The sequence below is a fragment of the Kitasatospora sp. NPDC001660 genome (assembly GCF_053596725.1).
Genome location: NZ_JBSFGU010000060.1, coordinates 23315 through 35992, shown reverse-complemented (window position 1 = coordinate 35992; position 12678 = coordinate 23315). Strand labels below are relative to the sequence as shown.

The following is a 12678-nucleotide window of genomic DNA, read 5'->3' as shown; positions in this document are numbered from 1 at the left end:
GCCCGGAACCTGAACGGTTCCGGGCCTCTCGCACTGCGGCGATCCCGACGGGACTTGAACCCGCGACCTCCACCTTGACAGGGTGGCGAGCTAACCAACTGCTCCACGGGACCAGAGTTTTCTGATCTCGTTCACTCGCTTGCCGCGCTGCGAACAAGACAGATCGTAGCCCATGGTGGGCCCCCAGGTCGAACTGGCTCCTGAGGGCCCGCCCCCCGGCCACCGGCCGGATCAGAGCGCGGCCCGCGCCGCCTCCATCGCCTTCGTGATCCGCTTCTCCGACACCGGGGCCGGCGTGCCCAGCGACTGGGCGAAGAAGCTGACCCGCAGCTCCTCGATCATCCAGCGGATCGCCCGCACCTCCGGGGACGGCTGCTGCCCGGCCGGGACGGCCGCCAGCAGCTCCCCGTAGGCCTGCTGCACCTGCTGGACCTTCAGCAGCTGCTGGGCGTCCCGCTGCGGGTGGTTGGGCAGCGCCTCCAGCCGGCGGTCCACCGCCAGCAGGTAGCGCTTGAGGTCCGGCAGCCGCTGCCAGCCGGTCTCCGTCACGAAGCCCGGGTGGACCAGCGAGGCCAGGTGCAGCCGGATGTCGTTCACCGCGGTCAGCAGCACCGGGCTGCTGACCGTCTTCAGCCGGGTCGAGGCCTTGTGGAAGGCGATGAGCGCGGTGGCCGTCTTCAGCGTGGTGTCCGCGGACAGGTCGTACAGGTCCGCGCGCACCTTGTCGTGCAGTTTGCCGAAGGCCGCCTCGTCCCAGGCCGGGCCGCCGCCCAGGGTCATCAGCCGGTCCGTCGCGCAGGCCACCACGTCCTCGAACAGGGCGTTGACCGAGCCGTGCGGGTTGTGCGAGAGCGCCAGCTTGGCCTGGTTGCCCAGCCGGCCCTGGATCGACTTGGCCGGGGAGTTGGTGGTGAGCACCAGCAGCCGCCGGGTGCCCTCCCACATCGCCCGCTCCTGCGCCTGCGGGGTGTCGAACAGCTTCACGCCGACCGACTGCCCCTCGTCCACCAGGGCCGGGTAGGCGCGCAGCGAATGGCCGCGCGAGCGCTGCTCGAACGTGCGCTGGAGCACCGGCAGCCCGGCCGGCCACGCGGTCAGCCCGCTCTGCTCGATGCCCTTGCCGGAGGCCGCCGAGGACAGCGTCTCCTTGAGCTCCGGCTTGAGCCGCAGCCGCAGCTCCTCCAGGTCCTTGGACTCGGCGAGCTTGCGGCGGCCGTCCACGACCCGGAACGTGACCTTGAGGTGGTCCGGCACCCGGTCGTCGTCCCAGGCCTCCGGCGGGACGGTGACGGCGGTCAGGCGCTTGAGCGCGTGCTCCAGGGACGGGAGCAACCCCTCGGCGGAGCCGAACGTGTTCGCGGACTGCCGGTCCCTCACCTCGCGCAGCGCGGCCTTGGCGAAGTCCGGCGCGGGCACGAAGTTGCGCCGGACCGCCTTCGGCAGCGACTTGATCCACGCGGTGACGAGCTCCTCGCGCAGGCCCGGGATCTGCCAGTCGAAGCCCTCCGCGGTGACCTGGTTGAGCACCGGCAGCGGGATGTGGACGGTCACGCCGTCCGCGTCGCTGCCCGGTTCGAACTGGTAGGTCAGCTTGAACCGGAGCTTGCCCTGCTGCCAGTGGTCCGGGTAGTCGGCCTCGGTGACGCCGTCCGCGGCGTCGTTGATCAGCATCGACTTCTCGAAGTTGAGCAGGTCCGGCTGCTCGTGCCGGGCCTTCTTCCACCAGGAGTCGAAGTGCCGGGTGGAGACGACGTCCTCGGGCAGCCGGGCGTCGTAGAAGTCGAACAGGGTCTGGTCGTCGACCAGGATGTCGCGCCGGCGGGCCCGGTTCTCCAGCTCCTCGACCTCGCCGAGCAGCCTGCGGTTCTCCGCGAAGAACCTGTGGTGGGTCTCCCAGTCGCCCTCCACCAGCGCGTTGCGGATGAACAGCTCGCGGCACAGCTCCGGGTCGATCTTCCCGTAGTTGACCTTGCGCTGGGCGACGATCGGCATGCCGTAGAGCGTCACCCGCTCGTAGCCGAGGACGGCGCCGGCCTTCTTCTCCCAGTGCGGCTCGCTGTAGCTGCGCTTGAGCAGGTGGCCGGCCAGCGGCTCGACCCACTCGGGCTCGATCTTCGCGTTGATCCGGGCCCACAGCCGGGACGTCTCGACCAGCTCGGCCGACATCACCCAGCGCGGCGGCTTCTTGAACAGGCCGGAACCCGGGAAGACCGCGAACCGGGCGCCGCGCGCGCCGCCGTACTCGCGCTTCTCCACGTCGAACAGGCCGATGTGGGAGAGCAGCCCGGCCAGCAGCGACTGGTGGATCCGGTCGGCGTCCGGCTCGGCGTCGGGATGCGGTTCCTCGATCGTCACGCCCAATTGCTTGGCGACGGTGCGCAGCTGGGTGTAGATGTCCTGCCACTCCCGTATGCGCAGGTAGTTGAGGAACTCGGCCTTGCACATCCGGCGGAAGGCGGACGAGGAGAGCTCCTTCTGCTGCTCCCGGACGTAGCGCCACATCGCCAGGTAGGAGAGGAAGTCGGAGGTCTCCGAGGTGAACCGGCGGTGCCGGTCGTCGGCGGCCTGGCGCTTCTCGGTGGGGCGCTCGCGCGGGTCCTGGATGGAGAGCGCGGCGGCGATCACCATGACGTCGCGCACGCAGCCGTTCTTGTCCGCCTCCAGCACCATGCGGGCCATCCGCGGGTCCACCGGGAGCTGGGCCAGCTTGCGGCCGAGCGCGGTGAGGCGCTTGCGCGGGTCCTTCTCGTCCGGGTCGAGGGCGCCGAGTTCGTGCAGCAGGTGCACGCCGTCCTTGATGTTGCGCGAGTCCGGCGGGTCCAGGAACGGGAACGCGGCGATGTCGCCGAGGCCGGCGGCGGTCATCTGCAGGATGACCGAGGCCAGGTTGGTGCGCAGGATCTCGGCGTCGGTGAACTCGGGGCGGGAGAGGAAGTCCTCCTCCGAGTAGAGCCGGATGCAGATGCCGTCCGAGGTGCGCCCGCAGCGGCCCTTGCGCTGGTTGGCGCTGGCCTGGCTGATCGCCTCGATCGGCAGCCGCTGCACCTTGGTGCGGTGGCTGTAGCGGGAGATGCGGGCGGTGCCCGGGTCGATCACGTACTTGATGCCCGGGACGGTGAGCGAGGTCTCGGCGACGTTGGTGGCGAGCACGATCCGGCGGCTGCCGGAGCGCTGGAACACCTTGTGCTGCTCGGCCGAGCTCAGCCGGGCGTAGAGCGGCAGGACCTCGGTGGACTTGAGCTTCAGGCGGCCCAGTGCGTCGGCGGTGTCGCGGATCTCGCGCTCGCCGGAGAGGAAGACCAGGATGTCGCCCGGGCCCTCGGCCTGGAGCTCCTGGGCGGCCTCGCAGATCGCCTGGATCTGGTCGCGGTCGCGGTCGGCGTCGGTGGAGTCGTCCTCGGCCTCTTCGGCCGTGTCGTCGACGAGCGGCCGGTACCTGACCTCGACGGGGTAGGTGCGACCGGAGACCTCGATGATCGGGGCGTCGTCGAAGTGCCGGGCGAAGCGCTCGGGGTCGATGGTCGCGGAGGTGATCACGACCTTGAGGTCCGGGCGGCGCGGGAGCAGCTGCTTGACGTAGCCGAGGATGAAGTCGATGTTGAGGCTGCGCTCGTGCGCCTCGTCGATGATCAGGGTGTCGTACTGGCGCAGGTCGCGGTCGGTCTGGATCTCCGCGAGCAGGATGCCGTCCGTCATCAGCTTGACCAGGGTGTCCTGGCCGACCTGGTCGGTGAACCGGACCTTCCAGCCGACCGCCTCGCCGAGCGGGCTGTTCAGCTCCTCCGCGACGCGCTCGGCCACCGTGCGGGCCGCGATCCGGCGGGGTTGGGTGTGGCCCACCAGACCGCGCACGCCCCGGCCGAGCTCCAGGCAGATCTTCGGGATCTGGGTGGTCTTGCCGGAGCCGGTCTCGCCCGCGACGATCACCACCTGGTGGTCCCGGATCGCCGCCAGGATCTCGTCCTTCTTCTGGCTGACCGGCAGCTCGGCGGGATAGGCGATCTTCGGGACGGCGCCCCGGCGCTGCTCGACCAGCAGCTCGGCGCGCTCGATGTCGGCGGCGATCTCGGTGGCGATCTTCTGCCGGGCCTCGGGCTTGCGGACCCGGCGGGCCCCCTCCAGCCGGCGCCCGATCCGTACCTCGTCGCGCAGGGTCAGCTCGGGCAGGCGGGCGGCCAGCTCGCCGATACCGGGACCCGCGGCGGGAGCGGCGGCGGACTGGACTGCGGGAGAACTCACTGCGGGCATCCCTCTAGGTTCGCAAGGAGGTACGGCGGCGCGCACCTCGGTTTTCGAGCCCCTCCAGTGTCACAGTCGCCGGTGGCGATCCGCGAACGGCGGGTGGACGGGTCGCCGCGGAAACGTTTCTGTGGGCCCGGGGGATTCCGGGCGGGGCGCGGCAACGGTTCCCGGACGCCACGGGCTCTGGTGGGTGAGGAGGTGCTCATGGGAGCCCAGAAGCCTGCGCCTCGACGACCCGGTCGACGACCTGCTGCCCGAACTGGCCGGCCGGCGCGTGCTGCGCCGGCCACATCCCGCCCGCGGTGGCACGGGACTTCGAGGTGCTCGCGTACCAGGCGGTGGCGTGACGGCGGCCGGGGCGGGTCCTACGGGTTGAGCGCGGCCTCGTCCGGGCCCGGCAGCCAGTCGCGGGCCGGGTCGTACTCCAGCCACCTGCTGCGCCGCGCCTCCTCGGCGAACGCCCGTAGCAGGGGCTGGAGTCGCGGGTGCCGGTCGGCGGCGCCTGCGCTGGTGCCCGCGCCGCCGCCCGCCCCGCCCTCGGTGCGCCAGAGCAGTGACCACGCGTACAGCGGCGTCGGCTCGACCAGCGGGACGGTCCGCACGCCCGGGCGGTCCGGGAGCGGGACATCGGCGGGCACGAGCGAGAAGCAGTCCGGGGCGACACGGACCTGCTCGACGAAGTGCTCCAGACCCAGGTTGGTCGAGCCGGCCCGCTCCTCGATGCCGAACCGGTCCGCGAACCGGGTCAGGAAGTCCAGCCGGTCCACCGCCGCCGGGTAGCGCAGCACGCCGCCGCGCAGGTCGGCCGGGCGCAGCACGGCCCGGCCGGCCAGCGGGTGATCGGCACTGAGCAGCACGTCCACCGGCTCCAGCCGCACCAGCCGGTGCGTCAGCCCCGTGTCCCGGCCGTCCGGCAGGGGGTGCACCCGGCCGAAGCCCGCGTCCGACTCCCCGCGCAGCAGCGCCGCCGCGACCGACGGCAGGTCCCGGCCCGGCACCGGCTCCACCTCCAGCCCGGGCGCGCCGTCCAGTGCCTGCGCGACCGTCCGCATCGGCGCGAACAGGTGCCCCCAGACGTCGATCCGCAGCGGCCGGCCGACACACGTCACCGCCGCCACCGCCCGGTCCCCCTGGTCGAGCACCCGCCGGGCCGGCTCCAGGAACCGCCGCCCCTCCTCGGTGAGCCCCACCCCCCGGGCGTCCCGGTCCAGCAGCCGCACCCCGAGGGCGCCCTCCAGCCGGGCCACCCGCTTCGACAGCGCCTGCTGACTGACCCCGAGCCGCCCCGCCGCCCGTCCGAAGTGCGCCTCCTCGGCGGCGGCCACGAACGCCCGCACCTGCGCGAGATCAAGATCCATGGGGCGTCAGCCTAGGCGGCCCTCCCGCTCGCACGACAACCGCCCGTTGTCGACGGTGCCGGGCGGTTGTTGGACCGGCTCCGGGCGGGCGCGGTGTGCTGGGCCGGTCAACGGGACGCACGCCGAGAGGGGCGAACGGGATGAAGGCGCTGGTACCGACCGGACGGGCGGACGCACCGGTCGAGTTCGCGGAGGTCGCGCAGCCGCAGCCGGGGCCCGGGGAGGTCCTGGTCAAGGTCGAGGCGTTCTCGGTCAACCGGGGCGAGACCTTCAAGCTGGAGGCCCCCGAGCCCGGCTGGCGGCCGGGCAAGGACGTCGCCGGCCTGGTCGTGCAGGCCGCCGCCGACGGCTCCGGGCCGGGCGTCTGCCGCCGGGTGGTCGGCCACCCGCCCGCCGGCGGCTGGGCCGAGTACGTGAGCGTCCCCACGAGTTCCCTCGCCGAACTCCCCGACTCGATCGACGCCGTCCGGGCCGCCGCCCTCCCGCTGGCCGGCCTCACCGCGCTGCGGCTGCTCCGCACGGCGGGCGCGCTGGCCGGCCGGCGGGTGCTGCTGACCGGGGCCTCCGGGGGCGTCGGGCACTACGTCACCGAGCTGGCCGCCGCGGCCGGGGCCGAGCTGACCGTCGTCACCGCCTCCCCCGAGCGCGGCCGACGGCTCGCCGAGCTGGGCGCGGCCGAGGTCGTCCACGAGGTCGGTGCGGCGCGCGGGCCGTACGACCTGGTGCTGGAGTCCACCGGCGGCGACGCCCTGCCGCTCGCGCTCGCCCGGCTGGCCCGGCGCGGCACCCTGATCTGGTTCGGCCAGGCCTCCCGGCGGCCCGCCACGCTCGACTTCTTCGGCTTCTTCACCGGCCCGGAGTCCGCGACCCTGCGGCACTTCCACTACGCCGACTCCGACGTGCCCGACGGCCACGACCTCGCCACCCTGGTCCGCCTGGTGGCGCAGCGCCGCCTGACCCCGGAGCTCGGCCGGGTCGCGCCTTGGACCGAGACCGTCACCGCCCTCACCGACCTGCGTGACCGCCGGATCCGCGGCAAGGCCGTCCTGACCCTGTCCTGACCGTCAACCATACTTTGTCCCAAGGGAGTTCACGATGCCTGACGCCGACCTCTCCTTCCTCGCGGATCCCGCCTTCCTGGCCGCCTTCGTCGAGGAGAACCGCCCCCGCGCCCACGGCGCCGGCCTCGACCCGTACGACTACGTCCGGGTGACCGCCCCGCTGACCTCCGCGCACGACTGGCCGGCCGCGTGCGTCGCCGCCGGACGGCGGTACGTGGCGGTGGGCCGCCGCGCCGCCGCCGAGGGCCGGAGCGTCACCGCCGGAGAGGCGTACCGGACGGCCGCCCGCTGGCACCACCTCGCGGGCCTGCTCCCGCACCCCGACCGCGAGGCCGCCGCCCGCGCCGCCGCCGACGCGGACGACGCCATGCGGCAGGCGCTGGCCCACCTCGACCCGGCGGCGGAACGGGTCGAGGGCGACGGCTTCGTGGGCTGGCTGCGGCGCGCGTCCGCCGGCGCGGAGGGCACCGTGGAGGGCGCCCGGCCGGTGGTGCTGGTCGTGCCGGGGATGGACTCCGGCAAGGAGGAGTTCCACGCCGTCGTCGAGGCCCTGCTGGCCCGCGGCGCGGCCGTCCTCGCGCTCGACGGCCCCGGCCAGGGCGCCCTCGCCGCCACCAGCGCCCCCGAGCCGGACTACCACCGGGTCGTGGGCCGCGTGATCGACGCCCTCGCGGGCCGCGAGGGCCTGGATCTCGACCGGATCGCCGTCATCGGCCTGAGCCTCGGCGGCTACTACGCCGCCACCGCCGCCGCCCACGAGCCGCGCGTCCGCGCCGCCGCCCTGGTCAGCGGCCCCTACCGGCTGGACTGGGACGGCCTCGTTCCGTTCGTCCGGGCGACCCTCGCCCAGCGCTGCGGCGGCCTCGACGCCGCCCGCGCGTTCGCCGCCCGGGTGGACCTGGCCGACCTCGTGCCGACGCTCACCGTGCCCGTCCTCGTCGTCGAGGGCGGCGAGGACGTGATCCCCGGCGTGGCCAACGCGACCCCCGTCGCCGCCCGGGCCCGCGACGCCGAACTCCTCCTCGTCCCCCACGGCAACCACCTCCTGGGCACCGCCCTCCCCGACTGGCTGCCGGCCACCGCCGACTGGCTCACGGCCCGGTTGGCGGTGCGGTAGGGCGTGGGACGTCAGCGGGGCATCAGGTCGGAGGTCCGCAGCTCGAAGCCGAACGGCTCCGGGACGTGCGGGGTCTCCCCGAAGGCGATGTCCTCGCGCCGGTGGCACCGGGTGCCGTCCGGTCGGCCGAGCAGGGTCGCCGGCGAGTCGTCCGAAAGGTGCGTCAGGTCCGGATTGCGGCTCCTGCCGACATGCCCCGGAACGGCGGAAGGCCCCGGAGAGTGATCTCTCCGGGGCCTTCCTGGCTGTGGCCAGGGCCGGGGTCGAACCGGCGACCTTCCGCTTTTCAGGCCGGATCAGGGCCTCCGACTGCCTAGGTCTGGCCGGGCGCAGAGTCCGCCGTTGTGCTGCGTCGTCCGCCCTTGTGCGCTGCTGTTGGCGTACGGGTTGGAGTACGCCAACAGTCGGTTCAGCCGGCTGTCGCCCGCGTATCCCGCGCACCGCTTTCTTGGCCGTTTGCGCCCCTGACGACGCGCACTAGGGTTTCATACGCAGCATGTCTGAACTTGCCGCAACGCTTAACCGCGCCGCCGCCGGTGGGCGCGCCGGAGCAGGGGTCTCAGCGGCAGAGTAGGACGCCGACCTCGTTCCCCTCGGAGTCGAGGCAGGGCAGCAGCTGGTGACCGTCCGGGTCGACGAAGCAACCGAGCGCCGCCACCTCCGACCGGCCGTCAGCGGAGAGCAGCCAGCCTTCTGCGTAGTCACCCGGCTCGGCGCCGTCGGAGGCGAGCGTGTCGGCATCGATGCCCGCTTCCGCGAGGCCCTGTTCCAGGTCCTCGGCGCGGTCCCAGCCACCGTCCTCGACCGGCGGCCGCCGCTTCAGCGCGGCCAGCGCCCGGGCGACCGCCGGAAGCACACCCTGCACGCCGGAGTCCAACTCTCCGCCGCGCACCACGAGGAACCCGGAGTTGGTCATCAGCCCGTCGCCCAAGTCACCCGCCTCCACGGGCAGGGCGTCGCCGGAGCGGACGAGCACGGCGGACACCTCGGGCACAAACTCGCCGTCGCCATCACCGTCGAGCAGCAGATACACCGCGTGCGGGCCCTCCCCCACCGGGACACCGAACACGTCATCGCTGAACGGATCCTCGAACCAGGCAGTGTCACCGCCGAAGTCCACCTCGACCCGGCGGTACCTGGCCGACTGCTCACCGGCATCCAGCGCGGGTAGTGCCGCGAAGAAGTCGGCCAGGTGGTCCTCGTCTTCGAACACCCAGTCCATGCCCTGCTCTCCATTCCCGTCCGGTGATTTTCGGTCACGAGTTCGACATGCCGTCAGCGAGGCTGAGCGTAGCCCGCCGGTCGGACAGGACACTGCCTAGGCGAGGGCCTCCGCGATCGACTCCATTGATCTCGCAGACGGCAAGGGCCTTCTTTGGCCTGCTCTGACCTGCGGAAATGCCTGAAGCGGCGCTCACCGCCAAGCCTGTACGCCGCTTCAGGCCCCACTGAGGGGAGTTCCATCATGCCTGCAACGCTCACCGCGCCACGAGTCGCCGCCGTCGAGGTCCCGGTCTCCGGTGGGGTGTCGGTCGTTGACCGGCGTCTGCCGGGCCAGCGGTACCCGCGTGTGGAGGTGGAGGGCGTGGAGCTGAACCGGCTCCAGGTCGCCACCGCTCTGCTGGAGATGAACCACCTGATCGGCCACAAGCCGCCGATGTCCCTCCTGACGCTGGTGCTGGCGAAGGCCGTGGAGGCCTACGGGCTGGAGGGCATCCAGGCCGCCGCCCGGGAGATGGTCCACCTCGACCCGACCGCGTGGCACAACCACGACGTGGCGCGAGCCTGGGAGCTGGCCCACGAGGTGGTCACGGGCCACTGGTACACCAACGCCGAGTCCCGGCCGATGACGCGCTTCGAGCGCGCCGTGGCCCTGCACCTGGTCGGCGAGGACGCCTTCCCGACCGTGCGCCGGGACGACTACTCCGAGGCCCGCGTCCGCCGGGCGGAGCTGAAGGGTGCAGGTGCCCACGCCCGACTACGGCACCGGGAAGGGCCTCACCGTCCCGCAGGCCCGCCTGCTCCTGAAGGCGGCCAGCACGGACCGCCTGCACGCCCTCTACGTCCTCGCCCTCGCCATGGGTCTGCGGCGCGGGGAGCTGCTGGGCCTGCACTGGGCTGCGGTGGACCTGGAGCGCGGGACGCTCATCGTGTCCAGCAACCTCCAGCGGGTGGACGGCGCCCTCCAGCTCGGCCCGACCAAAACGGCGTCCTCGCTCCGGACACTCCCGCTCCCGCCGCTCGTCCTGGAGGCCCTGCGGGCTCACCGAGAGCGGCAGGCTCAGGAGCGGGTGGCGGCCGGCGAGCGGTGGACGGAATCGGGGCTGGTGTTCACCAGCCGGGTCGGGACGGCGATCGAGCCGGACAACCTCCGGCGGAGTTGGTACCCGCTCCGGGACCGGCTCGGGCTCTCGCTCCGGTTCCACGACCTCCGCCACACCTGCGTGACCCTGCTGCTCGACCTCGGCGTCCCGCCGCACATCGTCCGGCAGATCGCCGGGCACAGCGACATCGGGGTGACCATGAAGGTCTACGCCCACGCGTCCTTGGACGAGCAGCGGAAGGCCCTCGGGTCGCTGACCGACAGGCTCGGCTGAGCCGTTGGCGTACCGGTTGGCGTACGGGACATGAAAACGGCCCCGGAGAGTGATCTCTCCGGGGCCGTTTTGCCTTTTCAGGCGGTTGTGGCCAGGGCCGGGGTCGAACCGGCGACCTTCCGCTTTTCAGGCGGACGCTCGTACCAACTGAGCTACCTGGCCGTACTGCATCGTCTCGGGTGAGACGAGCGATCCCGACGGGACTTGAACCCGCGACCTCCACCTTGACAGGGTGGCGAGCTAACCAACTGCTCCACGGGACCTTGGGTGGCTGGTGGGCCACCAGGTCTTGCGGCAATGCACTTTACTACGGTACTGCGTGCCCCCAACGGGATTCGAACCCGTGCTACCGCCTTGAAAGGGCGGCGTCCTGGGCCACTAGACGATGAGGGCTTGCGGCCTGTCCCGCTGTTTCCAGCGTTCGGGGACGTCGAGAAGCATATGGGATGCCGGGCGGATCGCCAAAACGGGTTTCGGCCGGGTGGGGTGCGGGGCCGGATCCGCGGGCCCGGGGCGGGGTCAGGACCAGCCGAGATCGTGGAGCTCGTGGTCGTCGAAGCCGAAGTGGTGGGCGACCTCGTGGATCACGGTGGTGCGGACCTCCTCGACGACCTCCTCGCGGGTCTCGCAGTGCCGGAGGGCGGGGCCGCGGTAGATGATGATCCGGTCCGGGAGGACCCCGGCGTACCACTCGCCGCGTTCGGTGAGCGGAGTGCCCTCGTAGAGGCCGAGGAGCTCCGGGTCGGCGGGGTCGGGCTCGTCCTCGACGAACACCGCCACGTTGTCCATCATGGCCGCGAGCTGCGGGGGAATCTGGTCGAGCGCGTCGCTGACCAGCGTCTCGAACTCTTCCCGGGTCATCTCCACCGGATCATTGTCGGGTCTGGGGTGAGGGTGTGCCAGGTGGTCTGCGCCGGTGTTTGATGGCCCCATGACGACCTCGGACGGGACGGTGGGCGACGCGGCGCGGGTGGTGCCGCCGGTCGTGGCGGTGGCGCGGCGGCGCCCGCCGGTGCTGCGCGGGCAGGGACCGGCCGTCGCGGTGATCGCCGTGGGCGGGGCGATCGGTGCGGTCGCCCGGTACGCGGCGGGGCTCGCGTGGGCGAGCGGGCCGACCGCGTTCCCGTGGACGACGCTGCTGATCAACGTGGTCGGCTGCGCGGTGATCGGGGTCTTCCTGGTGGCGATCACCGAGGGCCGCCCGGCGCACCCGCTGCTGCGGCCGTTCTTCGGGACCGGCGTGCTGGGCGGGTTCACCACGTTCTCGACGTACGCGGTGGACGCGCGGCGCCTGATCGACGCGGACCGGCTCGGCCCCGGCCTGGCGTACCTGGGGCTGACGCTGCTGGGCGCGCTCCTCGCGGTGTGGGGGGCGGCCGGGGTGACGCGCCGTCTGATCCACCGCGGCGCCCGGGAAGGCGGGCGGCCGTGAGCGGGCGCGAAGCTCTGGGCGGGCCGGCGCTGCGGCTGACGGTGCTGGTCGGGGAGAACGACCACTGGCACCACCGGCCGCTGTACAGCGAGATCGTGCACCGGGCGCGCGCCGCCGGGCTGGCCGGGGCGAGCGTGTTCCGGGGGATCGAGGGGTTCGGGGCATCGTCGCTGGTGCACACGACGCGGCTGCTGTCGCTGAGCGAGGACCTGCCGGTGGCGGTGGTGATCGTGGACGAGGAGCAGCGGGTGCGGGCCTTCCTGCCGCAGCTGGACGAGCTGGTCGCGGAGGGGCTGGTGATGCTCGACCGGTGCGAGGTCGTGCGGTACGTCGGGCGGACCGGTGCGGCGGGCGCGGGGGCGGACGGGAAGTGAACTGGCTGTTGGTGGTGGCGGGGGCCGTGGTCGGGGCGCCGCTGCGGTACCTGACGGACCGGGCGGTGCAGTCCCGGCACGACTCGGTGTTCCCGTGGGGGACGTTCGTGGTGAACGTGTTCGGCTGCATGGTGCTGGGCCTGTTGGCCGGGGCGGTGGCGGCGGGGGCCGCGTCCCCACACATCCAGCTGCTGGTCGGGACGGGGTTCTGCGGGGCGCTCACGACGTACTCGACGTTCTCGTACGAGACGCTGCGGCTGGTGGAGACCGGGGCCGGGCGGTACGCGGTGGCGAACGTGGCCGGCAGCCTGGCGGCCGGGCTGGCGGCGGTCTACGCGGGGGCGGAGCTGGCCTCGGCGCTCTGGGGGTGAACCGCGGGAGGTCCGCCGGGAGGCCCGCCTGAGGGGGAATCCGGTCTGCGGCGGGTTTGAACCGTCCGCGTTGGGCCGGGTGGCTGGCGGCCGGCGGCTTCCTCGCGCGCTGCCCGTGTCCCGCCG

General features: G+C 72.9%; 9 protein-coding genes, 5 tRNA genes and 1 pseudogene. 6 read left to right on the top strand and 9 right to left on the bottom strand.

From position 1 onward, the window contains the following. Nucleotides 1-39 precede the first annotated feature (39 nt). The 3 genes from ACWCXH_RS35610 to ACWCXH_RS35600 all read right to left on the bottom strand — a co-directional run bounded on the left by ACWCXH_RS35610 (nucleotide 40) and on the right by ACWCXH_RS35600 (nucleotide 5600). Nucleotides 40-113: transfer RNA gene (locus tag ACWCXH_RS35610), tRNA-Asp, on the bottom strand. A gap of 118 nt (nucleotides 114-231) precedes the next feature. Continuing rightward, a complete protein-coding gene (gene hrpA / locus ACWCXH_RS35605) occupies nucleotides 232-4248 on the bottom strand; it encodes an ATP-dependent RNA helicase HrpA (RefSeq protein WP_449805648.1) in 4017 nt (1338 codons plus the stop codon). A gap of 359 nt (nucleotides 4249-4607) precedes the next feature. Continuing rightward, entirely contained in the window at nucleotides 4608-5600 is a 993-nt protein-coding gene (locus ACWCXH_RS35600; protein WP_449805647.1) for a LysR family transcriptional regulator, read from the bottom strand. Between the two features lie 140 nt (nucleotides 5601-5740). Here ACWCXH_RS35600 and ACWCXH_RS35595 point away from each other — a divergent pair, with 140 nt between their 5' ends. Then, on the top strand, nucleotides 5741-6661 hold the full coding sequence (locus tag ACWCXH_RS35595) for a zinc-binding dehydrogenase (protein WP_449805646.1): 921 nt from the start codon (nucleotides 5741-5743) through the stop codon (nucleotides 6659-6661). Between the two features lie 34 nt (nucleotides 6662-6695). Continuing rightward, entirely contained in the window at nucleotides 6696-7778 is a 1083-nt protein-coding gene (locus ACWCXH_RS35590) for an alpha/beta hydrolase family protein (RefSeq protein ID WP_449805645.1), read from the top strand. Nucleotides 7779-8026: 248 nt separating this feature from the next. Here the strand turns inward: ACWCXH_RS35590 and ACWCXH_RS35585 are convergent. Next, nucleotides 8027-8103, bottom strand: a tRNA-Phe gene (locus tag ACWCXH_RS35585). Between the two features lie 234 nt (nucleotides 8104-8337). Beyond that, entirely contained in the window at nucleotides 8338-9000 is a 663-nt protein-coding gene (locus ACWCXH_RS35580) for a hypothetical protein (protein WP_449805644.1), read from the bottom strand. A gap of 736 nt (nucleotides 9001-9736) precedes the next feature. On the opposite strand from ACWCXH_RS35580, the pseudogene ACWCXH_RS35575 reads away from it, so the two are divergent. Beyond that, nucleotides 9737-10375 (top strand): annotated as a pseudogene (locus ACWCXH_RS35575) (site-specific integrase); the annotation flags it as partial. A gap of 88 nt (nucleotides 10376-10463) precedes the next feature. Here ACWCXH_RS35575 and ACWCXH_RS35570 read toward each other — a convergent pair. The 4 genes from ACWCXH_RS35570 to ACWCXH_RS35555 form a co-directional block, all read right to left on the bottom strand. Continuing rightward, nucleotides 10464-10537: transfer RNA gene (locus ACWCXH_RS35570), tRNA-Phe, on the bottom strand. A gap of 27 nt (nucleotides 10538-10564) precedes the next feature. Next, a tRNA-Asp gene (locus ACWCXH_RS35565) sits at nucleotides 10565-10638 on the bottom strand. A 57-nt stretch (nucleotides 10639-10695) separates the two neighbouring features. After that, nucleotides 10696-10768: transfer RNA gene (locus ACWCXH_RS35560), tRNA-Glu, on the bottom strand. 126 nt (nucleotides 10769-10894) lie between these two features. Next, nucleotides 10895-11236, bottom strand: a complete 342-nt coding sequence (locus ACWCXH_RS35555) for a metallopeptidase family protein (protein WP_449805643.1) — start codon at nucleotides 11234-11236, stop codon at nucleotides 10895-10897. Between the two features lie 70 nt (nucleotides 11237-11306). On the opposite strand from ACWCXH_RS35555, the gene crcB (ACWCXH_RS35550) reads away from it, so the two are divergent. Genes crcB (ACWCXH_RS35550) through crcB (ACWCXH_RS35540) form a run of 3 tightly spaced genes read left to right on the top strand, consistent with a single transcriptional unit; the run spans nucleotide 11307 to nucleotide 12552 of the window. After that, on the top strand, nucleotides 11307-11807 hold the full coding sequence (gene crcB, locus ACWCXH_RS35550; RefSeq protein ID WP_449805642.1) for a fluoride efflux transporter CrcB: 501 nt from the start codon (nucleotides 11307-11309) through the stop codon (nucleotides 11805-11807). Beyond that, nucleotides 11804-12181 carry a DUF190 domain-containing protein gene (locus tag ACWCXH_RS35545; RefSeq protein ID WP_449805641.1) on the top strand — a complete coding sequence of 126 codons (378 nt, stop codon included), beginning with the start codon at nucleotides 11804-11806 and terminating at the stop codon, nucleotides 12179-12181. The genes crcB (ACWCXH_RS35550) and ACWCXH_RS35545 overlap by 4 nt, the downstream gene beginning before the upstream one ends. Then, entirely contained in the window at nucleotides 12178-12552 is a 375-nt protein-coding gene (gene crcB, locus ACWCXH_RS35540; protein ID WP_449805640.1) for a fluoride efflux transporter CrcB, read from the top strand. Before ACWCXH_RS35545 ends, crcB (ACWCXH_RS35540) begins: the two co-directional genes overlap by 4 nt. Nucleotides 12553-12678 lie beyond the last annotated feature (126 nt).